11 protein-coding genes are annotated in these 25,262 nt (G+C 43.2%); 9 read left to right on the top strand and 2 right to left on the bottom strand.

What is annotated here, in order from left to right:
• Positions 1–16: 16 nt before the first annotated feature.
• From AC07U8_RS13255 to AC07U8_RS13245, 3 genes are all read left to right on the top strand, one after another.
• A complete protein-coding gene (locus tag AC07U8_RS13255; protein WP_494738020.1) occupies positions 17–1,273 on the top strand; it encodes an acyl-CoA dehydrogenase family protein in 1,257 nt (418 codons plus the stop codon).
• A 450-nt stretch (positions 1,274–1,723) separates the two neighbouring features.
• Entirely contained in the window at positions 1,724–2,551 is an 828-nt protein-coding gene (locus tag AC07U8_RS13250) for an SDR family oxidoreductase (protein WP_004822593.1), read from the top strand.
• 146 nt (positions 2,552–2,697) lie between these two features.
• Positions 2,698–3,648, top strand: a complete 951-nt coding sequence (locus AC07U8_RS13245) for a LysR family transcriptional regulator (RefSeq protein WP_004822592.1) — start codon at positions 2,698–2,700, stop codon at positions 3,646–3,648.
• A gap of 46 nt (positions 3,649–3,694) precedes the next feature.
• Here the strand turns inward: AC07U8_RS13245 and AC07U8_RS13240 are convergent, their stop codons facing one another.
• Both AC07U8_RS13240 and cysS read right to left on the bottom strand, forming a co-directional pair.
• On the bottom strand, positions 3,695–4,315 hold the full coding sequence (locus tag AC07U8_RS13240; protein ID WP_004822589.1) for a TetR/AcrR family transcriptional regulator: 621 nt from the start codon (positions 4,313–4,315) through the stop codon (positions 3,695–3,697).
• 322 nt (positions 4,316–4,637) lie between these two features.
• On the bottom strand, positions 4,638–6,059 hold the full coding sequence (cysS, locus tag AC07U8_RS13235; protein ID WP_004822587.1) for a cysteine--tRNA ligase: 1,422 nt from the start codon (positions 6,057–6,059) through the stop codon (positions 4,638–4,640).
• A gap of 197 nt (positions 6,060–6,256) precedes the next feature.
• Between cysS and AC07U8_RS13230 the strand changes: the two genes are divergently transcribed.
• From AC07U8_RS13230 to AC07U8_RS13205, 6 genes are all read left to right on the top strand, one after another.
• Positions 6,257–7,249 (top strand): KpsF/GutQ family sugar-phosphate isomerase, encoded by a 993-nt coding sequence (locus tag AC07U8_RS13230; RefSeq protein ID WP_315079391.1) that lies wholly within the window; start codon positions 6,257–6,259, stop codon positions 7,247–7,249.
• Positions 7,250–7,252: 3 nt separating this feature from the next.
• Positions 7,253–7,792 carry a KdsC family phosphatase gene (locus tag AC07U8_RS13225; protein WP_004822583.1) on the top strand — a complete coding sequence of 180 codons (540 nt, stop codon included), beginning with the start codon at positions 7,253–7,255 and terminating at the stop codon, positions 7,790–7,792.
• A gap of 39 nt (positions 7,793–7,831) precedes the next feature.
• Positions 7,832–8,377 carry an LPS export ABC transporter periplasmic protein LptC gene (gene lptC / locus AC07U8_RS13220; RefSeq protein WP_004822582.1) on the top strand — a complete coding sequence of 182 codons (546 nt, stop codon included), beginning with the start codon at positions 7,832–7,834 and terminating at the stop codon, positions 8,375–8,377.
• Positions 8,378–8,387: 10 nt separating this feature from the next.
• The gene (lptA, locus tag AC07U8_RS13215) at positions 8,388–8,930 is read left to right on the top strand and encodes a lipopolysaccharide transport periplasmic protein LptA (RefSeq protein WP_315079395.1); all 543 of its coding nucleotides are present in this window, start codon (positions 8,388–8,390) and stop codon (positions 8,928–8,930) included.
• Entirely contained in the window at positions 8,930–9,673 is a 744-nt protein-coding gene (gene lptB, locus AC07U8_RS13210; protein ID WP_004724336.1) for an LPS export ABC transporter ATP-binding protein, read from the top strand. Before lptA ends, lptB begins: the two co-directional genes overlap by 1 nt.
• Positions 9,674–10,283: 610 nt before the next feature.
• Positions 10,284–25,256, top strand: coding sequence for a BapA/Bap/LapF family large adhesin (locus tag AC07U8_RS13205; RefSeq protein WP_494738019.1), 14,973 nt, complete (start codon positions 10,284–10,286; stop codon positions 25,254–25,256).
• Positions 25,257–25,262 lie beyond the last annotated feature (6 nt).

The raw sequence follows: 25,262 nt of genomic DNA, 5'->3' as shown, positions 1-25,262 counted from the left end.
CAGATGGAGAGAAAAAATGGGTAACTTAGATATTCAAAACCGTTTTATTGAAGATTTATCAATCTCAGCAGATTATGAAAAGGTTGCGTCAAAGTATCGTGCAATTTTTGAAAAAATTGCACAAGGTGTCGTTGAACGCGAGCAACAGCGTATATTGCCGTATGAGCAAATAGACTGGTTAAAACATGCAGGTTTTGGTGCATTACGTGTGCCAGTCAAGTTTGGTGGAGATGGGGTGTCTTTACCTCAGTTATTTCAATTGCTCACTGAACTTGCAAAGGCCGATTCAAATATTGTACAAGCATTGCGAGGGCATTTCGCTTTTGTTGAAGATCGATTAAATGCACATAAGTTTAAGAATCAAGAATTATGGTTTAAACGTTTTGTCCAAGGTGATTTGGTGGGGAATGCATGGACTGAAATCGGCCATGTAAAAATTGGTGATGTGATTACCCGAGTAACTCAAAATAATAATCAATTGCTGGTCAATGGGAAAAAGTACTATTCAACAGGCACAATCTTTGCGGATTGGGTTGATTTATTTGCCTATGATGAACGTACGGATCAGCATGTTATTGCTGCGATTTCTCGACATGCTTCTGGGGTTGAAGTACAGGATGATTGGGATGGTTTCGGTCAAAAAACCACGGGAAGTGGCACCTTAACGTTAAGCAATGTTGCAATCGAAGCAGACCATATTTTGCCTTTTGAGCAACGTTTTAAATATCAGACTGCGTTCTACCAAGTCATTCATTTGGCGACCTTATCTGGGATTGCACAGTCAGCAGTTGCAACATTTATTCATGAAGTACAAAAGCGTGATCGTATTTTTAGTCATGGCAATGCAGATTTAGTGCGTAATGATCCACAGATTTTACAGGTGATTGGTAAAGCTTCCGCACAAGCCTATGCAAGTGAAAGCATTACCGCACAAACAGCAGAAGCTTTGCAGCGTGCATATATCAGTCACTTTAGTGAATCCGAAGTAAAAAATATTCAAGCAAATAATGATGCTGAATTAGAAGCGGCACAAGGGCAGGTGGTTATTTCTGATTTAGTCTTGGATTTAACCAGTAAGTTGTTTAATGCGCTTGGCGCATCTGCAAGTACCACCACAAAACAACTTGATCGCTTCTGGCGCAATGCGCGGGTCGTATCTTCACATAATCCAGTCGTATATAAGGAAAAAGTGATTGGTGATTGGGAAGTCAATCGCGAACCATTGCCATTTGTTTGGCAAATTGGAACAAGTCCAAAAGTTGGCGCTGCCTAAAATTTAAATTTTAATCACCTTTAGTTCAAGGCTTGCGTATGCAAGCTTTTGATTTTTATAAAGACCATAAAGAACAATAATTATTGTACTCATGAGTATACAAAATGGCAGATTTGGTACTATGAGGAGAAAACAAAGTTAAGTAGATTAGGGTCTGTTGACACTTCTTCTATGTTTGCGACAACGAGTGTTTTTTAGACGACATGAGGCGCGAAATACGAAATTTAGTCATTCTAAATGAGTAGTTTGTAACGACATAGCGGCAAAAAACACACTAGTCCCGTAGGGTTGTGGCTAAAATTATCTCAGTCTGCGTTATGAAACTCAAAAATAGTCTCGCTATTCTTTTCGTTTCATGCCTTATCTGCTCAATTTTAGCCTACAACGCAAGCCATTTATGAAATATCAACAGACCCTAGTACAGCAAAAAACAAATACAACGAGGAAATCATGTCGCTTAAAGGAAAAACACTTTTTATTACCGGTGCAAGCCGAGGAATAGGGCGAGAGATTGCACTAAAAGCTGCACAAGATGGTGCGAACATTGTGATTGCTGCAAAATCTACACAAGAGCATCCTAAATTAGGAGGCTCGATTTTTACTGTTGCTCAAGAAGTTGAGGCGGCAGGTGGTCAAGCTTTAGCACTTCAACTGGATGTACGTGATCAAGATGCGGTTGCGCTTGCCATGAAACAAGCAGCAGCGCATTTCGGTGGAATTGATATTTTAATTAACAATGCTGGTGCGATTAAACTGTCTGGTGTGGAGACGCTTGACCCAAACCGTTTCGATTTAATGTATCAGATTAATACACGTGCTGTGATGGTATGTAGTCAAGCTGCGTTAGCGTACTTAAAAAACAGTGACAATCCACATATTTTAAATCTTTCACCGCCGTTAAACTTGGATGAAAAATGGTTTGCCAGCTATGCGCCTTATACCATTACTAAATATGGTATGAGTATGCTGACTTTAGGGATGAATCAAGAGTTTGCCAGTTATGGCGTAAGTGTAAATTCACTTTGGCCAAGAACGATTATTGCCACAGCTGCAATTGAGTTTTCTTTAGGCGGTAAGCAATTATTTAGCAGAGCTCGTAAACCGAACATTATGGCAGACGCCGCTTATCGTATTTTAAACAGTGAGAAACGTGCTTTAACAGGACGTTTGTTGATTGATGAAGAAATCCTACGAGAGTCGGGTATTACAGATTTTTCTGAATATCGCTATGCTGATTCAGAGGATGAGTTGATGGTAGATTTGTTTGTTAAAGAATAATTGCTGAGCGGATCGCGCCAATAATTCGTACCGATTTTAAAATCCTGGTTTGATTGTTTAAAATCGGTACATTAAAACATTGGAAATTTTTATAAAAAAGCAGAAGATATAATATTGAATCTAAAAAATGAGTGAGATGTAATTTCGTGTATGAGTTAGATTGTAAGTTGCTCAGTATTTTTTACTATATCTACAAGTTTAAAAGTGTTTCTGTTGCCGCAGATCATTTAGCGATGAGCCAACCTACAGTAAGCAATATTCTGAACAAAATTCGTGTTCATTATAACGATCCGTTGTTTTTACGGATTGGTAATGAAATGGTGCCTACAGAATTATCTAAACAACTTTATCCTTTGATCAGTGAAGCACTGAGTAAAGTTGAAATTATTAATAATTTTAGTGTGGATTTTGATGAAACAGCATCTCAGCAACAATTTACAGTTGCGATGACGGATGTTTCTCACTTAGTTTTATTGCCAAAAATTTCTCAATATCTCAAAGCACATGCACCACATGTCAAATTAAATGTTCGCGCTATCACTTCTGAAACCAGTTATCAGATGGCAAATGGCGAAATTGATTTGGCGATTGGTTTTTTACCGCAATTAGAAAATGGTTTCTATCAACAAAAATTATTCGAACAATTTTATGTAGTGATTGCATCTAAAGATCATCCACGATTAACTCAACAAAGCATGACCGTTGAGCAGTATTTGAGTGAATCACACATCGATATTGATGCGGGTGTGGGGCATTATCACATCGCCAATGAGCTGTTAAATTTGGACTTAAAGCGTAATGTATTGATGCGTATCCCGAGTTATCTTGGTGTTGGCTTGGTGGTGCAAGATACAGACTCGATTGCAACCGTTCCTTATTATTTGAGCGAAGTCTTGTTGTCACGAGGAAACTTACAAATTTTTCCAGCACCAATTTCGTTTCCGACTTACTCGATTAAGCAGTATTGGCATATGTCATGTCACCATAAAACCAGCCATCAGTGGTTAAGACATATGTGTTATGAGATTTTTAGTCAGGTGAACTCCATGCCTCTACCCAGTCAGTTATTAAGCCATGGCGATCAGCCTGAAGTTTAGAGGATTTTTTAAACTAAATAGCTTAAGAACAGTTATCCTTTTAAGATTAATTCGCTTGATGCTCTGAATCGGTTAGCTTATCAGGTGTCATCAATGCTTGATTGACATAGAGTTTGATTAAGCGTTCACGAGAGCCAATAGACTTTTGATAGTGCGTAGAATTTAACAATAATGATGCGCCATAAGTCACTGTCCAGATATAAGACAAGTAATCGCGGATTGACATACTACTGTTTAAGGCTTTGAGATGTGCTCCGAAAAGATCTTTAATTTCTAAAATACGTTGTTCACGTATGCTATAAAGTTCTTCGAATAAGTCTTTGAGTTTACGTTCATTATTGGTTAAACGCTCTTCAATCACATGTAGTAAAATTGTTCGATTCGAATTTAACATGTTATATAACATATATTCGGACACATAGATTTTAATATCGTGATGATAGGCTTTAGAAATATCTAAAAGTCGTTTTTCATTCAAAATAATCAGTTCAAGATACAGCTGGTTTTTACTTTTAAAATGTTTATAGATCGTTCCTTTTGCGATATCAAGTTCAGCAGCAAGCTCACTTAACGTAATATCCTGATTATTATCAAGCAATAAGGTTTCTGCCATTGCTAAAATTTTCTCTTTGCGAAGAAGAAAATTCTGTTGGCGCACTGAACTCATTCTATTGATCCAAAACCGCTGATGAAGAACTGGACTCAGAGTATATCAGCTATTTCGCTGATTCAATAAAACTATAGTCCATCATATTCAATAAAATATTTATTTTTTTAATGTATTTAATAATTTAGCTTTTATATAAGTAAATTAGGAGAGATAAAATTTCAACGAACAATTTATAAAACTAAACTTAAGTATGGTCATACAATGAATATAAAGAAACTGTAAGAGATGTACCGTTTAAAAACATATTTAGTCAGCAACGACTTTACGAAAAAACCTGATCATTTGATCAGGTTTTTCTTTTTAATAAAGCTCTTAGAAATTAATCCGCGCGGCGCCAAATGGTACCTTGACGTGTATCTTCCAGTACTACACCTTGAGCAAGCAAAGACTGACGGATTTCATCTGCACGGGCAAAGTCTTTATTTTTCTTGGCATCTACACGTTGTTGGATGAAATCTTCAATATCAGCTTCGGATAAGCCAAGTGCTTCTTGACCAATGTCTGATTTTAAAAAGTCATCTACATTGTATTGAACCAAGCCAAGGATATTGGTCAAGTGGCGTAACGTAGAATAATAAAGCGTAGATTGCGCTGCATTCTCTTCTTTAACCGCACGATTCAATTCTTTAATAATTTCGAATAAAACTGCAATTGCTTCAGAGGTATTGAAGTCATCACGCATTGCTGAATTAAAGCGCTCGACGAGCGTTTCATCTAACAGGTCTGTGGTTTTATTGCCATAGACTTGTTGATAGGCTTTAAATGCATGATAAAAACGAGAAAGCGTAGTTTTTGCTTCTTTTAGTGCAAAGTCCGAGAAGTTTACAGGGCTACGATAGTGTGATGACACAATAAAATAACGAATCACTTCAGGATGGAATTTCTCCATCACATCACGAATGGTAAAAAAGTTGCCTAAAGATTTAGACATTTTTTCGCCATCGACATTGATAAAGCCAACATGCATCCAGTAGTTTACATATTGTTCATCTGTTGCTGCTTCTGATTGCGCGATTTCATTTTCATGATGTGGGAATAAAAGATCTGAACCGCCACCATGAATATCGAAATGATTGCCTAAGCAGCAAGTTGACATTGCTGAACATTCAATATGCCAACCTGGACGGCCATTGCCCCAAGGTGAAGCCCATGAAGGCTCATTTTCTTTAGCATGTTTCCATAGCACAAAGTCAAATGGATGCTTCTTCTCAACTTCAACATCAACACGTTCAGAAGCGCCAGCTTGCATATCGTCAAGTTTACGTCCTGAAAGTCGGCCATAGTTCTTAAATTTTTCAACTTCAAAATAGACATCGCCATTTGCAGAAGGGTAAGCCGTGCCTTTATTAACAAGGTTACCAATCATATTTTGCATTTGATCGATATAATCTGTTGCGCGGGGTGCCTCATCAGGTGCTAAGCATCCTAGGTTTTCGGCATCATCATTCATCGCCTTGATAAAACGATCGGTCAAAGCTGTAATGCTTTCGCTATTTTCATTGGCACGCGCAATAATTTTGTCATCGATATCTGTGATGTTACGAACGTATTTAACATTCCAACCTTGACTACGTAAAAAACGAATAATGTAGTCAAAAGCAACCATCACCCGAGCATGGCCTATATGACAGTAATCATAAACTGTCATACCGCACACATACATGTCGATATGTCCTTCTTTACGGGGAACAAATTCAACTTTTTTTCGTTGCTCAGAGTTGTAAAGAACAAATGGTTGCATAGGTTTTCTAAAGGCTTCAACAAAATGATGATTAATCTTAACCTAAGCTCCATATTTCATAAAGTTTTATACGTTATTTTTCTAAGAAAATGAAATTTATACATTTAGGAAAGCAGCCTATTGTATTGCTATGCTAAAATAGCAAAAATATTCCATTCGATATTCAAAACTCTTTATAGAGTTAAGGTTAGCCCATTTTGAATCCTGAAAATAAATCAAATCAAGTTGATTTTCAAAAAGTTGCACTTGAAACTTTACGCATTGAAGAACATGCCATAGAGATTTTAGCGACTCAAATTGATGAACGCTTTACGCGCGCATGTGAAATTATTTTACAGTGCCAAGGTCGTTTAGTGATTACGGGTATGGGGAAATCTGGGCATATTGGGCGGAAAATGGCAGCAACTTTCGCATCAACAGGCACACCATCATTCTTTATGCATCCTGGTGAAGCAGGGCATGGCGATTTAGGTATGTTGGTCAAAGGTGACGTGTTGATTGCAATTTCAAACTCTGGAAAGAGTGATGAGATTATGATGTTGATGCCACTGATTAAGTATTTGGAAGTGCCTTTAATCACCATCAGTGGTGATGACAAAGGACCTATGCCACAAAATGCAGATGTTGCGTTGACACTTGGAAATATTAAAGAAGCATGTCCATTAGGTTTGGCACCCACCTCAAGTACTACTGCAACATTGGTATTGGGCGATGCACTGGCTGTGGCATTATTAGATGCACGTGGTTTTACCGCAGATGATTTTGCTATGTCACATCCTGCAGGTGCACTGGGTAAACGCTTGTTGTTACATGTAAAACATTTAATGCGTACAGGCACTGATTTACCAAAAGTATTTCCCGATACACCGATGAATAAAGTTTTGTACGAAATTTCCAATAAGCGTTTAGGTTTAACCACTGTTGTTGATGAAAATGACACCTTATTGGGCATATTTACCGATGGTGATTTACGTCGTTTAATTGATAGACAGCAAGGTTTTGATGTGAACTTGCCTGTTTCCGAGGTCATGGTTCAAAATCCTTCAACCATTTCTAAAGAAGCACGTGCAGTTGAAGCTTTAGAAAAAATGAATGAAAAGAAAATTAGTCAATTTATTGTCGTTGATGATGCCAATAAAGTGATTGGTGTAATTAGTATGCATGACCTGATTCAAGCTGGAGTAAATTAATCAATGGCTTCTTATGTTTTACTGGAACAAGCGCGTCATATTGAAGCATTGGTTTTAGATGTAGATGGAATTTTGAGTGATGGTTTTGTGACATTGACCAATACAGGGGATGAAATTAAATCCTTTGATATTCGAGACGGATTAGGCATGAAGCTGGTGCAAAAATCTGGAATTAAAGTCATCATTATCACAGGACGTAAAAGTAATATTGTTGAAAAACGTATGGCTGATCTTGGCGTGGATTTGGTTTTTCAAGGTCGTGAAGACAAAGGTGCTGCACTTAAAGAAGCTTGTGCTCAATTCAATTTAGATCCTGAAGACTGTTTATATATGGGTGATGATTGGCCAGATCTTTCAGCCTTTGCAATCGCAGGGATGAAAGTGACTGTACCCAACGGGCATGTTGAAGTGCGTCGTCGAGCAGATTTAGTCACTCAGGCAATGGGTGGGCGTGGAGCTGTGCGTGAAGTCTGTGATATGTTGCTGATGGCAAAAGGCACTTACCAAGAATTACTTGAAAAATATACAGCTATACCGCATTAATAGCGTAAATTCAGATTGATCAAATGTTGAATGTAATTTATGGATACTAAGGTTTTATATGTGACTGCAGTTGTCATCGCGGCAATCAGTGGTGGCTATTACTATTACAGTGGGAAAGGCAAAAAGTTGGATGCGAATTCAGCCAAAAGCATGACGTATACTGCTGAGGGTATCCAGTTGGTCCAAACAGATGAAAAGGGCAATCTTTATGTTCGTGCTCAAGTGGATCGTTTAGAACAAGATTTACAAAGAAAAACTTCAACACTGAGTAACCTCAATGCTTCGATGTTTCATCAAAATAAAGTTGATTCAACTTTTTTTGCAAAACAAGCACGAGGATTTAATGACAATGAAAAAGTCGTTTTATCTGGACAAGTTAAAGCGACCAAGATTGGTGAACGAGGGACCATGGAGTTTCAGACAGACGAGTTAACAGGGTATCCTAAAATACGTCAGTTTGAAACGACTCACCAAGTGACTGTTAATGCACCTGATGCAGAATTTATTAGTCAGGGTTTAAAAGCTGATTTAAACCAAGGTCAATATGAATTTGCACATATTCGAGGAAAGTATGTACCTAACTAAGCCTTTTTTAATGAAACAATCTTTCCTAATAAAAGCGATCTGCACTGCCGGTTTAATGGGCTTGTCTGCAGCAACATTTGCATTACCGTCAGATCGTAATCAGCCAATCTCATTGGTTGCAGATAAAGCAACCTATAATGAAGCTGCGGGTGTAACGACATATAGCGGTAATGTCATCATTGAGCAAGGTACAATGAAGCTTCAAGCTGCTTCAATTGTGGCTCAATTGAATAAAAATAAGCAAATTAGTACCATTACTGCCACTGGCGGCCCAGCAAAGTTTCAACAACAAGTTGATACGGCAAAGGGTGTTGCTCGTGGGGAAGCACAAAAAATTATTTATAATGCCGAAACAGGTATTATTAATTTAATTGGTAATGCTTATTTATATCAAGATGGAGCAAGTATTCGCAGCAGTTCATTAAAATATAGTATGAACAAAGGCGATATTGAAGCTTCTGGTAGTTCAAATAGCACAGGTTCAGCGAAAGGACGTGTACAAATTATTATCCCGCCAAATAGTACCAAGTCTTTCCCTGGAGCGCGTGATTAATGACAGCATCGAATCAGCCTCAAGTGCTTTGTATCAAACATTTAGCAAAAGTTTATAGTAAACGTTGGGTGGTCAAAGACGTTTCATTCAGTATGCAAAGTGGACAAATTGTGGGTTTGCTTGGGCCGAATGGTGCGGGTAAAACCACCAGCTTCTATATGGTCGTTGGTTTGGTGCGAATGGATAAGGGCGAAATTCATCTTGATAATGAGGATATTTCTGATTTAGCTATGCATCAGCGTGCACGTAAAGGAATTGGTTATCTTCCACAGGAAGCTTCAATTTTCAGAAAGTTGACGATTGCTGAAAATATCATGGCTATCCTTGAAACACGTAAAGATTTAAATAAACAGCAGCGCCAACAACGCCTCAAAGAATTATTGGAAGATTTTAAAATCACCCATATTAAAGATTCACTTGGAATGAGTGTGTCAGGTGGTGAGCGCCGTCGTGCTGAGATCGCGCGTGCACTTGCAGCAGATCCAAAATTCATGCTTTTGGATGAACCCTTTGCAGGTGTCGATCCAATCTCTGTAGGTGATATTAAAGATATTATCCGCCAGTTAAAAGATCGTGGGATCGGTGTTTTGATTACCGACCATAATGTTCGTGAAACCTTAGCGATTTGTGAGCATGCTTATATTGTGAGTGAAGGTGCTGTGATTGCAGAAGGCACGCCAGAAGAAGTGTTGGCGGATGAAACCGTGCGCCAAGTGTATTTGGGTGATGATTTTACCGTCTAACCACTCAGATTTTTTAAAAGATGAAGAATCTCCTTCATCTTTTTTTTGCTTTTTGTGAGGTATATTCCCCAAAAAAAGCAGTTTTGATTCAATATTTATTAATTATTATTTCATTAAAATTTAACAACATAGTTTTAATGTGATGCTTATCACAGATGAAGAAATGTGTTACATGTTTTGTTTAAAATTTAATCTAAGCTAAATTCTTAAGTTTCTATAATACCCATAAAAATTAAATGGGAATTTATTATTTTTAAGCGCTATGAATAGTATGGGGATAATATAATTTTTCGTTTTAAAAGGGTAAGACTATTAATAAAATTTAAATAAATTTATAAAAGTGATCATTGATAATGGTAGTAATGAATATAAAGCGATAATTAAATTTAATCGTAATAAATTAGTAAAATAAACAAGTAAGATTTTAATTAAATGATAATTGCATCACAAAGTAATGGTTTTAAAAAAGATCAATCATTTAGCCATTATAGACAAGCACTGTTTTTTATATGTATATGTGATTTTAATATTAAAAATATACACTTGTGAAATTTATCTCACTTATTTATCTTTTTTGCATAACAGTAAATTATAAGACGGAAAAAATATTATGAAAAACATCACTATTTATGAAAAAGGAACAGCTAAGGTTCTCACTCAAGATTTAGTTAATAAACACTACTCAGTGTATAAAGTAAATCTTGATAGCGCAGAAATAGCCAAGATTGTAAAAGTTAATAATAATTTGGAGGTTTATTTAAAAAATGGAGAAAAAGTTGTTATTGATGATTTTTTTATTGGTGAAAAACCAAAAGAATTTACAATAGAAACTGCAGATGGAAAGCATTATTTACTTAACTTTCTTGAATTTGATGCAACTGGCACTGTAACTAAAATTGATTATTTAGGGATTACCGATTTTCAAGAGTATTTAGTTGGCCATCATAGTGCTGTACCTGCATGGGCATGGGTTGCAGCTGCAGCTGGGGCGATCGGAATTGCAGCAGCATCAGGGGGAAGTGGTGGTTCAAGCCATTCAGGAAGTGGTGATAAAACAGGACCAAAACTAAGCTATGATATTTTAGATAATCAGAAAATTAAAATCACTGCAGATGAAGCAAGTAAAATTACAATAGTCGATGCGAGTGGTAAAACAATTGGATCAGGACAACTAAATCAAGCAGGTGCGCTTGAAATTAATTTAACAAGACCTTTGGTTGATAATGAAAAAATTACTATTACAGCAACGGATAATGCGGGTAATAAAACAACTGAAACAATAAATGTTGGTGATGTTACAAAACCTGAAGTCGAAATAAATATTATTGATAATGATACTATTCAGGTCAATTCAAATGAACCTGGTAGTAAAGTTATAATTAAAAATGAAGCAGGACAAATAATTGCTGAGGGTGTAATTGGTCCTGATGGAAAATTAATAGTTGATTTAAATACGCCTTTAACTGACGGCAGTAAGATTATTGTTGATGTTATTGATGCAGCAGGTAATCAAACAGAAAAAGTAATTACAGTAGGTGATGTAACACCGCCAAATATTAGTACTACAATTCAAGATGCGACCCATATTCAAGTTACGTCAAATGAAACAGGTCAAGTTAAAATCACAGACGGAAATGGTAATGTAATTGGTACGGGTACAATTACAGGTAATAATACTGTTGATAATATTCAGTTAACTCGCCCACTTACAGATGGTGAAAAAGTTACGGTCACAGTGACAGATGGTGCTGGTAATCCAAAAGCGATAGAAGTTACAGCAGGTGATGTCACAAATCCACAATTCCAATCTTCGCATTTGGATAGCACGGGAACACAACTAACCCTTACCTACAGTGAAGCGCTTGATCCATTACATCCACCAGTTGCAGGCGACTTTGCAGTGACTGCAGATGGTCAGCTTGTCCCTGTAACAGGTGTTACAGTGAATGGCTCTAGTGTGGTGTTGACCTTGGGCGCACCAGTCACAGCAGGTCAAGCGGTGACTGTGGGCTATACCGACCCAACCACGGGCAATGATCCAAATGCGATTCAAGATACTGCAGGCAATGATGCAGCAACACTTCCAGCTACAGCGGTTGACAATGGTTCAACTGTGCCTGGTGGAGATACCACAGCGCCGACCTTTGTCAGTGCAACGTTAGATACAGCAGGTACATCGCTTACCTTGACCTATAGTGAAGCGCTAGACTCAGCAAACTTACCTCCATTAAACAGTTTCGTGGTAACCGCAGATGGTCAGGTGGTACCTGTAACAGGTGTTACAGTGAATGGCTCTAGTGTGGTGTTGACCTTGGGCGCACCAGTCACAGCAGGTCAAGCGGTGACGGTGGGCTATACCGACCCAACCACGGGCAATGATCCAAATGCGATTCAAGATACTACAGGCAATGATGCAGCAACACTTCCAGCTACAGCGGTTGACAATGGTTCAACTGTGCCTGGTGGAGATACCACAGCGCCGACCTTTGTCAGTGCAACGTTAGATACAGCAGGTACATCGCTTACCTTGACCTATAGTGAAGCACTAGACAGTAACAACTTACCGCCATTAAACAGTTTCGTGGTAATCGCAGATGGTCAGGTGGTACCTGTAACAGGTGTTACAGTGAATGGCTCTAGTGTGGTGTTGACCTTGGGCGCACCAGTCACAGCAGGTCAAGCGGTTACAGTGGGCTATACCGATCCAACCACGGCTAATGATCCAAATGCGATTCAAGATACCGCGGGTAATGATGCAGCAACACTTCCAGCTACAGCGGTGGACAATGGTTCAACTGTACCTGGTGGAGATACCACAGCACCGGCCTTTGTTAGTGCAACGCTAGATACAGCAGGCACATCGCTCACCTTGACCTATAGTGAAGCACTAGACAGTAACAACTTACCGCCATTAAACAGTTTCGTGGTAACCGCAGATGGTCAGGTGGTACCTGTAACAGGTGTTACAGTGAATGGCTCTAGTGTGGTGTTGACTTTAGGTACACCAGTGACAGCAGGTCAAGCGGTGCAAGTGGGCTATACCGATCCAACAGCGGGTAACGATGTTAATGCGATTCAAGATACCGCGGGTAATGATGCAGCAACACTTCCAGCTACAGCGGTGGACAATGGTTCAACTGTACCTGGTGGAGATACCACAGCACCGGCCTTTGTTAGTGCAACGCTAGATACAGCAGGCACATCGCTCACCTTGACTTATAGTGAAGCACTAGACAGTAACAACTTACCGTCATTAAACAGTTTCGTGGTAACCGCAGATGGTCAGGTGGTACCTGTAACGGGCGTTACAGTGAATGGCTCTAGTGTGGTATTGACTTTAGGTACACCAGTGACAGCAGGTCAAGCGGTGACGGTGGGTTATACCGATCCAACCACGGCTAATGATCCAAATGCGATTCAAGATGCAGCAGGCAATGATGCAGCAAGCTTGCCAGCAACAGCGGTAGACAATGGTTCGATTATTCCTGGTGGTGATACCACAGCGCCGACATTTGTCAGCGCGACAGTGGATCTATCAGGGACTACATTGACCCTAACCTATAATGAAGCGCTTGATCCATTACATCCACCAGTTGCAGGCGACTTCGCAGTGACTGCAGATGGTCAGCTTGTGGCTGTCACCGGTGTTGCGGTGGTGGGCAATAACGTGGTGTTAACCTTGGGTGCACCAGTGACTTTAGGTCAAGCGGTGACGGTGGGTTATACCGATCCAACCACGGCTAATGATCCAAATGCGATTCAAGATGCAGCAGGCAATGATGCAGCAACACTTCCACCGACAGCGGTAGACAATGGTTCGATTATTCCTGGTGGTGATACCACAGCGCCTACATTTGTCAGTGCGACAGTGGATCTATCAGGGACTACATTGACCCTGACCTATAATGAAGCGCTTGATCCATTACATCCACCAGTTGCAGGCGACTTTGCAGTGACTGCGGATGGTCAGCTTGTCCCTGTAACGGGTGTTGCGGTAGTGGGCAATAACGTGGTGTTAACCTTGGGTGCACCAGTGACTTTAGGTCAAGCGGTGACGGTGGGTTATACCGATCCAACCACGGCTAATGATCCAAATGCGATCCAAGATGCAGCTGGCAATGATGCGGCAACACTTCCACCGACAGCGGTAGACAATGGTTCGATTATTCCTGGTGGCGATACCACAGCACCGACCTTTGTCAGCGCCACAGTGGATCTATCAGGGACTACATTGACCCTGACCTATAATGAAGCGCTTGATCCATTACATCCACCAGTTGCAGGCGACTTTGCAGTGACTGCAGATGGTCAGCTTGTCCCTGTAACAGGTGTTGCGGTGGTGGGCAATAACGTGGTGTTAACCTTGGGTGCACCAGTGACTTTAGGTCAAGCGGTGACGGTGGGTTATACCGATCCAACCACGGCTAATGATCCAAATGCGATTCAAGATGCAGCAGGCAATGATGCAGCAAGCTTGCCAGCAACAGCGGTAGACAATGGTTCGATTATTCCAGGTGGCGATACTACAGCACCGACCTTTGTCAGCGCGACAGTGGATCTATCGGGTACTACATTGACCCTGACCTATAATGAAGCGCTTGATCCATTACATCCACCAGTTGCAGGCGACTTTGCAGTGACTGCAGATGGTCAGCTTGTCCCTGTAACAGGTGTTGCGGTGGTGGGCAATAACGTGGTGTTAACCTTGGGTGCACCAGTGACTTTAGGTCAAGCGGTGACGGTGGGTTATACCGATCCAACCACGGCTAATGATCCAAATGCGATTCAAGATGCAGCAGGCAATGATGCAGCAAGCTTGCCAGCAACAGCGGTAGACAATGGTTCGATTATTCCTGGTGGTGATACCACAGCGCCTACATTTGTCAGCGCGACAGTGGATCTATCAGGGACTACATTGACCCTAACCTATAATGAAGCGCTTGATCCATTACATCCACCAGTTGCAGGCGACTTCGCAGTGACTGCAGATGGTCAGCTTGTGGCTGTCACCGGTGTTGCGGTGGTGGGCAATAACGTGGTGTTAACCTTGGGTGCACCAGTGACTTTAGGTCAAGCGGTGACGGTGGGTTATACCGATCCAACCACGGCTAATGATCCAAATGCGATCCAAGATGCAGCTGGCAATGATGCAGCAACGCTTCCACCGACTGCGGTAGACAATGGTTCGATTATTCCTGGTGGCGATACTACAGCACCGACCTTTGTCAGCGCGACAGTGGATCTATCGGGTACTACATTGACCCTAACCTATAATGAAGCGCTTGATCCATTACATCCACCAGTTGCAGGCGACTTCGCAGTGACTGCAGATGGTCAGCTTGTCCCTGTAACGGGTGTTGTGGTGGTGGGCAATAACGTGGTGTTAACCTTGGGTGCACCAGTGACTTTAGGTCAAGCGGTGACGGTGGGTTATACCGATCCAACCACGGCTAATGATCCAAATGCGATCCAAGATGCAGCTGGCAATGATGCGGCAACGCTTCCACCGACTGCGGTAGACAATGGTTCGATTATTCCAGGTGGAGATACTACAGCGCCTACATTTGTCAGCGCGACAGTGGATCTATCAGGGACTACATTGACCCTGACCTATAATGAAGCGCTTGATCCATTACATCCACCAGTTGCAGGCGACTTTGCAGTGACTGCAGATGGTCAGCTTGTCCCTGTAACAGGTGTTGCGGTGGTGGGCAATAACGTGGTGTTAACCTTGGGTGCACCAGTGACTTTAGGTCAAGCGGTGACGGTGGGTTATACCGATCCAACCACGGCTAATGATCCAAATGCGATTCAAGATGCAGCAGGCAATGATGCAGCAAGCTTGCCAGCAACAGCGGTAGACAATGGTTCGATTATTCCTGGTGGAGATACTACAGCGCCTACATTTGTCAGCGCGACAGTGGATCTATCAGGGACTACATTGACCCTGACCTATAATGAAGCGCTTGATCCATTACATCCACCAGTTGCAGGCGACTTTGCAGTGACTGCAGATGGTCAGCTTGTCCCTGTAACAGGTGTTGCGGTGGTGGGCAATAACGTGGTGTTAACCTTGGGTGCACCAGTGACTTTAGGTCAAGCGGTGACGGTGGGTTATACCGATCCAACCACGGCTAATGATCCAAATGCGATTCAAGATGCAGCAGGCAATGATGCAGCAAGCTTGCCAGCAACAGCGGTAGACAATGGTTCGATTATTCCTGGTGGTGATACTACAGCACCGACCTTTGTCAGCGCGACAGTGGATCTATCAGGGACTACATTGACCCTAACCTATAATGAAGCGCTTGATCCATTACATCCACCAGTTGCAGGCGACTTCGCAGTGACTGCAGATGGTCAGCTTGTCCCTGTAACGGGTGTTGTGGTGGTGGGCAATAACGTGGTGTTAACCTTGGGTGCACCAGTGACTTTAGGTCAAGCGGTGACGGTGGGTTATACCGATCCAACCACGGCTAATGATCCAAATGCGATCCAAGATGCAGCTGGCAATGATGCGGCAACGCTTCCACCGACAGCGGTAGACAATGGTTCGATTATTCCAGGTGGAGATACTACAGCGCCTACATTTGTCAGCGCGACAGTGGATCTATCAGGGACTACATTGACCCTGACCTATAATGAAGCGCTTGATCCATTACATCCACCAGTTGCAGGCGACTTCGCAGTGACTGCAGATGGTCAGCTTGTCCCTGTAACAGGTGTTGCGGTGGTGGGCAATAACGTGGTGTTAACCTTGGGTGCACCAGTGACTTTAGGTCAAGCGGTGACGGTGGGTTATACCGATCCAACCACGGCTAATGATCCAAATGCGATCCAAGATGCAGCTGGCAATGATGCGGCAACACTTCCACCGACAGCGGTAGACAATGGTTCGATTATTCCTGGTGGCGATACCACAGCACCGACCTTTGTCAGCGCCACAGTGGATCTATCAGGGACTACATTGACCCTGACCTATAATGAAGCGCTTGATCCATTACATCCACCAGTTGCAGGCGACTTTGCAGTGACTGCAGATGGTCAGCTTGTCCCTGTAACGGGTGTTGCGGTAGTGGGCAATAACGTGGTGTTAACCTTGGGTGCACCAGTGACTTTAGGTCAAGCGGTGACGGTGGGTTATACCGATCCAACCACGGCTAATGATCCAAATGCGATCCAAGATGCAGCTGGCAATGATGCGGCAACGCTTCCACCGACTGCGGTAGACAATGGTTCGATTATTCCAGGTGGCGATACTACAGCGCCTACATTTGTCAGTGCCACAGTGGATCTATCAGGGACTACATTGACCCTGACCTATAATGAAGCGCTTGATCCATTACATCCACCAGTTGCAGGCGACTTTGCAGTGACTGCAGATGGTCAGCTTGTCCCTGTAACAGGTGTTGCGGTGGTGGGCAATAACGTGGTGTTAACCTTGGGTGCACCAGTGACTTTAGGTCAAGCGGTGACGGTGGGTTATACCGATCCAACCACGGCTAATGATCCAAATGCGATTCAAGATGCAGCAGGCAATGATGCGGCAACGCTTCCACCGACTGCGGTAGACAATGGTTCGATTATTCCTGGTGGCGATACTACAGCGCCTACATTTGTCAGTGCGACAGTGGATCTATCAGGGACTACATTGACCCTGACCTATAATGAAGCGCTTGATCCATTACATCCACCAGTTGCAGGCGACTTTGCAGTGACTGCGGATGGTCAGCTTGTCCCTGTAACGGGTGTTGCGGTAGTGGGCAATAACGTGGTGTTAACCTTGGGTGCACCAGTGACTTTAGGTCAAGCGGTGACGGTGGGTTATACCGATCCAACCACGGCTAATGATCCAAATGCGATCCAAGATGCAGCTGGCAATGATGCGGCAACACTTCCACCGACAGCGGTAGACAATGGTTCGATTATTCCTGGTGGCGATACCACAGCACCGACCTTTGTCAGCGCCACAGTGGATCTATCAGGGACTACATTGACCCTGACCTATAATGAAGCGCTTGATCCATTACATCCACCAGTTGCAGGCGACTTTGCAGTGACTGCAGATGGTCAGCTTGTCCCTGTAACAGGTGTTGCGGTGGTGGGCAATAACGTGGTGTTAACCTTGGGTGCACCAGTGACTTTAGGTCAAGCGGTGACGGTGGGTTATACCGATCCAACCACGGCTAATGATCCAAATGCGATTCAAGATGCAGCAGGCAATGATGCAGCAAGCTTGCCAGCAACAGCGGTAGACAATGGTTCGATTATTCCAGGTGGCGATACTACAGCACCGACCTTTGTCAGCGCGACAGTGGATCTATCGGGTACTACATTGACCCTGACCTATAATGAAGCGCTTGATCCATTACATCCGCCAGTTGCAGGCGACTTTGCAGTGACTGCAGATGGTCAGCTTGTCCCTGTAACAGGTGTTGCGGTGGTAGGCAATAACGTGGTGTTAACCTTGGGTGCACCAGTGACTTTAGGTCAAGCGGTGACGGTGGGTTATACCGATCCAACCACGGCTAATGATCCAAATGCGATTCAAGATGCAGCAGGCAATGATGCAGCAAGCTTGCCAGCAACAGCGGTAGACAATGGTTCGATTATTCCTGGTGGTGATACCACAGCGCCTACATTTGTCAGCGCGACAGTGGATCTATCAGGGACTACATTGACCCTAACCTATAATGAAGCGCTTGATCCATTACATCCACCAGTTGCAGGCGACTTCGCAGTGACTGCAGATGGTCAGCTTGTGGCTGTCACCGGTGTTGCGGTGGTGGGCAATAACGTGGTGTTAACCTTGGGTGCACCAGTGACTTTAGGTCAAGCGGTGACGGTGGGTTATACCGATCCAACCACGGCTAATGATCCAAATGCGATCCAAGATGCAGCTGGCAATGATGCAGCAACGCTTCCACCGACTGCGGTAGACAATGGTTCGATTATTCCTGGTGGCGATACTACAGCACCGACCTTTGTCAGCGCGACAGTGGATCTATCGGGTACTACATTGACCCTAACCTATAATGAAGCGCTTGATCCATTACATCCACCAGTTGCAGGCGACTTCGCAGTGACTGCAGATGGTCAGCTTGTCCCTGTAACGGGTGTTGTGGTGGTGGGCAATAACGTGGTGTTAACCTTGGGTGCACCAGTGACTTTAGGTCAAGCGGTGACGGTGGGTTATACCGATCCAACCACGGCTAATGATCCAAATGCGATTCAAGATGCAGCTGGCAATGATGCAGCAACGCTTCCACCGACTGCGGTAGACAATGGTTCGATTATTCCTGGTGGCGATACTACAGCGCCTACATTTGTCAGTGCCACAGTGGATCTATCAGGGACTACATTGACCCTGACCTATAATGAAGCGCTTGATCCATTACATCCACCAGTTGCAGGCGACTTTGCAGTGACTGCAGATGGTCAGCTTGTCCCTGTAACAGGTGTTGCGGTAGTGGGCAATAACGTGGTGTTAACCTTGGGTGCACCAGTGACTTTAGGTCAAGCGGTGACGGTGGGTTATACCGATCCAACCACGGCTAATGATCCAAATGCGATTCAAGATGCAGCAGGCAATGATGCAGCAAGCTTGCCAGCAACAGCGGTAGACAATGGTTCGATTATTCCTGGTGGAGATACTACAGCGCCTACATTTGTCAGCGCGACAGTGGATCTATCAGGGACTACATTGACCCTGACCTATAATGAAGCGCTTGATCCATTACATCCACCAGTTGCAGGCGACTTTGCAGTGACTGCAGATGGTCAGCTTGTCCCTGTAACAGGTGTTGCGGTGGTGGGCAATAACGTGGTGTTAACCTTGGGTGCACCAGTGACTTTAGGTCAAGCGGTGACGGTGGGTTATACCGATCCAACCACGGCTAATGATCCAAATGCGATTCAAGATGCAGCAGGCAATGATGCAGCAAGCTTGCCAGCAACAGCGGTAGACAATGGTTCGATTATTCCTGGTGGTGATACCACAGCGCCTACATTTGTCAGCGCGACAGTGGATCTATCAGGGACTACATTGACCCTAACCTATAATGAAGCGCTTGATCCATTACATCCACCAGTTGCAGGCGACTTCGCAGTGACTGCAGATGGTCAGCTTGTCCCTGTAACGGGTGTTGTGGTGGTGGGCAATAACGTGGTGTTAACCTTGGGTGCACCAGTGACTTTAGGTCAAGCGGTGACGGTGGGTTATACCGATCCAACCACGGCTAATGATCCAAATGCGATCCAAGATGCAGCTGGCAATGATGCGGCAACGCTTCCACCGACAGCGGTAGACAATGGTTCGATTATTCCAGGTGGTGATACCACAGCGCCTACATTTGTCAGCGCGACAGTGGATCTATCAGGGACTACATTGACCCTGACCTATAATGAAGCGCTTGATCCATTACATCCACCAGTTGCAGGCGACTTCGCAGTGACTGCAGATGGTCAGCTTGTCCCTGTAACAGGTGTTGCGGTGGTGGGCAATAACGTGGTGTTAACCTTGGGTGCACCAGTGACTTTAGGTCAAGCGGTGACGGTGGGTTATACCGATCCAACCACGGCTAATGATCCAAATGCGATCCAAGATGCAGCTGGCAATGATGCGGCAACACTTCCACCGACAGCGGTAGACAATGGTTCGATTATTCCTGGTGGCGATACCACAGCACCGACCTTTGTCAGCGCCACAGTGGATCTATCAGGGACTACATTGACCCTGACCTATAATGAAGCGCTTGATCCATTACATCCACCAGTTGCAGGCGACTTTGCAGTGACTGCGGATGGTCAGCTTGTCCCTGTAACGGGTGTTGCGGTAGTGGGCAATAACGTGGTGTTAACCTTGGGTGCACCAGTGACTTTAGGTCAAGCGGTGACGGTGGGTTATACCGATCCAACCACGGCTAATGATCCAAATGCGATCCAAGATGCAGCTGGCAATGATGCGGCAACGCTTCCACCGACTGCGGTAGACAATGGTTCGATTATTCCAGGTGGCGATACTACAGCGCCTACATTTGTCAGCGCGACAGTGGATCTATCAGGGACTACATTGACCCTGACCTATAATGAAGCGCTTGATCCATTACATCCACCAGTTGCAGGCGACTTTGCAGTGACTGCAGATGGTCAGCTTGTCCCTGTAACAGGTGTTGCGGTGGTGGGCAATAACGTGGTGTTAACCTTGGGTGCACCAGTGACTTTAGGTCAAGCGGTGACGGTGGGTTATACCGATCCAACCACGGCTAATGATCCAAATGCGATTCAAGATGCAGCAGGCAATGATGCGGCAACGCTTCCACCGACTGCGGTAGACAATGGTTCGATTATTCCTGGTGGCGATACTACAGCGCCTACATTTGTCAGCGCGACAGTGGATCTATCAGGGACTACATTGACCCTGACCTATAATGAAGCGCTTGATCCATTACATCCACCAGTTGCAGGCGACTTTGCAGTGACTGCAGATGGTCAGCTTGTCCCTGTAACAGGTGTTGCGGTGGTGGGCAATAACGTGGTGTTAACCTTGGGTGCACCAGTGACTTTAGGTCAAGCGGTGACGGTGGGTTATACCGATCCAACCACGGCTAATGATCCAAATGCGATTCAAGATGCAGCAGGCAATGATGCAGCAACACTTCCACCGACAGCGGTAGACAATGGTTCGATTATTCCTGGTGGTGATACCACAGCGCCTACATTTGTCAGTGCGACAGTGGATCTATCAGGGACTACATTGACCCTGACCTATAATGAAGCGCTTGATCCATTACATCCACCAGTTGCAGGCGACTTCGCAGTGACTGCAGATGGTCAGCTTGTCCCTGTAACAGGTGTTGCGGTGGTGGGCAATAACGTGGTGTTAACCTTGGGTGCACCAGTGACTTTAGGTCAAGCGGTGACGGTGGGTTATACCGATCCAACCACGGCTAATGATCCAAATGCGATCCAAGATGCAGCTGGCAATGATGCGGCAACACTTCCACCGACAGCGGTAGACAATGGTTCGATTATTCCTGGTGGCGATACCACAGCACCGACCTTTGTCAGCGCCACAGTGGATCTATCAGGGACTACATTGACCCTGACCTATAATGAAGCGCTTGATCCATTACATCCACCAGTTGCAGGCGACTTTGCAGTGACTGCAGATGGTCAGCTTGTCCCTGTAACAGGTGTTGCGGTGGTGGGCAATAACGTGGTGTTAACCTTGGGTGCACCAGTGACTTTAGGTCAAGCGGTGACGGTGGGTTATACCGATCCAACCACGGCTAATGATCCAAATGCGATCCAAGATGCAGCTGGCAATGATGCGGCAACACTTCCAGCAACAGCGGTAGACAATGGTTCAGTTGTTCTTCCGCCACTTAATGCTGTGAATGATGAGTTTGCATTAAATCTAGGTCAAGAAGTTCGTGAAAACCGTACAGAAGTTGCGGGTTCAGATATCGCAGTTGTTGATCTCTTAGGGAATAATGCTACTGGTCTAGATTTCTCAATTCCACAAACGACAGGAAGTGCAGGTAAGGCAACGACTGGTAATATTTCGGTCACAGTTTCGCAACAAGACCTGATTTCGGTCGGTGAGGCTGTTCAGATTGTTATTTATCAGCAAACCGCCAATGGACCAGTGGAGGTTGCACGTGGTAGTAGCCAAGGTGGAATTGTCACAGTTGGTGGTATTGGAATCATTGGTGTCGTGAATAGTAACGACTCAATTAAACTTGATTTCACTAATTTACCTGAAGGTAATTATACAGTTGCAGTTAAAGCAGATGATAGTGCTCTAACGACGTTACTCAAAGATGTTGCTATTAGTGACCTTGGAGGCGAAGGAGAAATTCTGGGGGCTTCAAATGCAGCAGCTATCGGAGTAGCAATTAATGCAGTACTTGGCCCAGTATTGGGTGCTCCAATTCTCGCTTTAGTCAATACAATCTTAATCCCTGTTAATACAATCGGTTTACCACTTTCAAGTGTAGTGAACCAGTTACTAGATGTATTACCAATTGGAGTCATTGATTATATTGTTAATGCTGCGGTTGCTCCTTTATTATCAAACTTATTAACGATTTATGAAAAAACAAATATTAGCGTAACGGGAACTGAAGAAGTTTTTGCTAACTATGCATTAACAGGCAATGTTTTTGCTGATAATGGCAATGGACAAGATGTAGTCAGTGGTGGTTCGATCATTGAAATAGACGGTGCGTCTGTTACACCAGGTACTGTTACGATTCAAGGAGAGTATGGAAGCCTTGAAATTAATACTCTAACAGGAGCCTTTACCTATACGGTGACAGCCGGAGAAGCAGCTCTTGGAAAAACTGAAATATTTGATTATAAGCTGTCGAATGGAACAACATCTGACACAGCTCAAATCATTATTAATATTGCAGGAACGCCAGCAGACCCAGGTGAATTAACACCACCAGATCATGTTGATCAGGTTGTTGCTCATGATGACCTTGCAACTGTTAAAAATTATCATGAATCCGCGGGTGATGATGTTGGTGTACATGGTCGAGCTTCACAATTATTGGGTGTAAATTTACTCGGATTAAATATCTCTTTAGGTAATACAGTACCATTTAATTTTGAAGTTGAAGAAAACAGCACGTCAAGTATTCATGTCAATGTAAGCGGTAGTGTTGTAAGTGCTGCGATAGGCGGTCTTATTGGTGCTTTATTAGGTACGGCAGATAAGTTTTTCAATGCTGTACTTGAACGTCAATATGTGGATGAAAATGGTGTAATACAAAAAGAACACTTCATCGTGGAGGATGCTGTAAAGCTAACGCCACCTGGATTGTTGGGCATTATCTTTAATTATTCTGGTCAGATTAATTTAGATAATTTGCCACCAGGCGTTTATACCATCGCACTGCAAGAGAAACCAACGGATTCTGGTTTATTACAACAAATCTTGAATTTATTGGATTCGACAGCATCTGCACAGTTATTTGGTGGTGTTGAATTAACCATGCAAGACCAAACCAATAAATATTTAGGTTCAAGTACCATAGAAGGAAATGTAATTACAAGTGTGGATGGTGCAGATGAAGTAAATACAACAACATTTGTCACTAAAGTGGCCAATGAAGTGGGGGATCCTGCAGTCACATTATCAGGTGCAAACACGGTTGTGGTTGGTGCTTACGGAACACTTTATATTTCTCCAAACGGACATTATAAATATGTAAGTAATGGTAATCCTGCTGATATTGGTAAGGTAGATACATTTACCTATACGATCAGGGACTTTAATGGTAGTGAAGCCTCTGCGCATTTGAATATCCGTATCGATGGTGATAACTCTGGCGTGGTTTGGGATAATACAAATCCTCAAAATGATGTTTCTCTTCCAGCCCCAATCATTCTAGACAATGCAGAGCATGTCGCTATCGGTGCTGTAACGAATGTGGTGCAAACAGTAAGTGCAGCTAATCAAGGTACATTTAATGTTACAGCTGGTATATTTGGTTTAGGTGGTAGTGGTACTTATACTGCGACAACATTTGATATTGCGAATACTGATACTGCAAAAGTACAAATTAAAGTTAATGTGCCAGCACTTTCAATTTCTGTATTGCCAACCTTTGTTTTAACAATCAAGAATGCAAGTGGTGTAATCGTCGGTACAAAAACAGGTACACCTTTACTCAATGCACTTGGAAGTTCATTAACTGTAGATATTGATAATTTACCACCAGGTAAATATACAATCGAAGCATCTGCATCAGGTAATACAGGTCTTGGATTTACTGCTACAGTGAGCTTAGCGCAAGATATTACTCACTATAATGAAATTGGCCCAGTAACCGCAGCTCCAATTATTGGCAACATGTTGACAGATGATACTTATAATCCATCTTATGCAAAATTCAGTATTGATACGGGGAGTGGCCACTTTGTTGAAGTGGGATATAACGGCGTAACTGTACAAGGTGAATATGGCAGTCTGTTTGTTAAAAGTGATGGAAGCTATGTGTATACACCGAGTGCAGGCGTAATTGGTCGTCAAGAAGTATTCGATTACAAACTCTCTGTTTTTGGTCAAGATCATATAGCATCTCTTACAGTAACTGTTGATGCAATAACGACTGGTGATGCTCTACGTAATACACTGATTAGTGGTGAACTGAATGATACCTTTACAGGTCATGCTGGTTCAGATGTACTTGTATATCATGTATTGGAAAGTGCAAGTGCAAGTGGTGGAAATGGTGTTGATCATTGGACAGACTTCCATTCTGGAAATGTGAACACTGATACGAATGCAGACATCATTGATATTTCTGATTTACTGATTGGTTTTAACAGTGCAAATATCACAGCTGATTTAACAGCATCGGCAAACTATTTGAAAAACTATCTTGGTGTAAGAGTTGATGGTAATAATGTCACACTCACCCTAGATCGTGATGGTGCAGGAACTACGTACACTGGCAAAACTGATTTACTCCAATTGGATAATTTGGCGCAATCAGGTGCTGCATTTAACGGCAAAACTGAAGATGATATCTTGAAACTCTTGCTTCAAAATCATCAGCTTGTCCTGTAATTTAGT

It is taken from the genome of Acinetobacter sp. GW821-FHT01E09 (assembly GCF_059422385.1).
The sequence above is the reverse complement of the archived record's forward strand: the minus strand, read 5'-3'. Positions and strand labels throughout refer to the sequence as shown.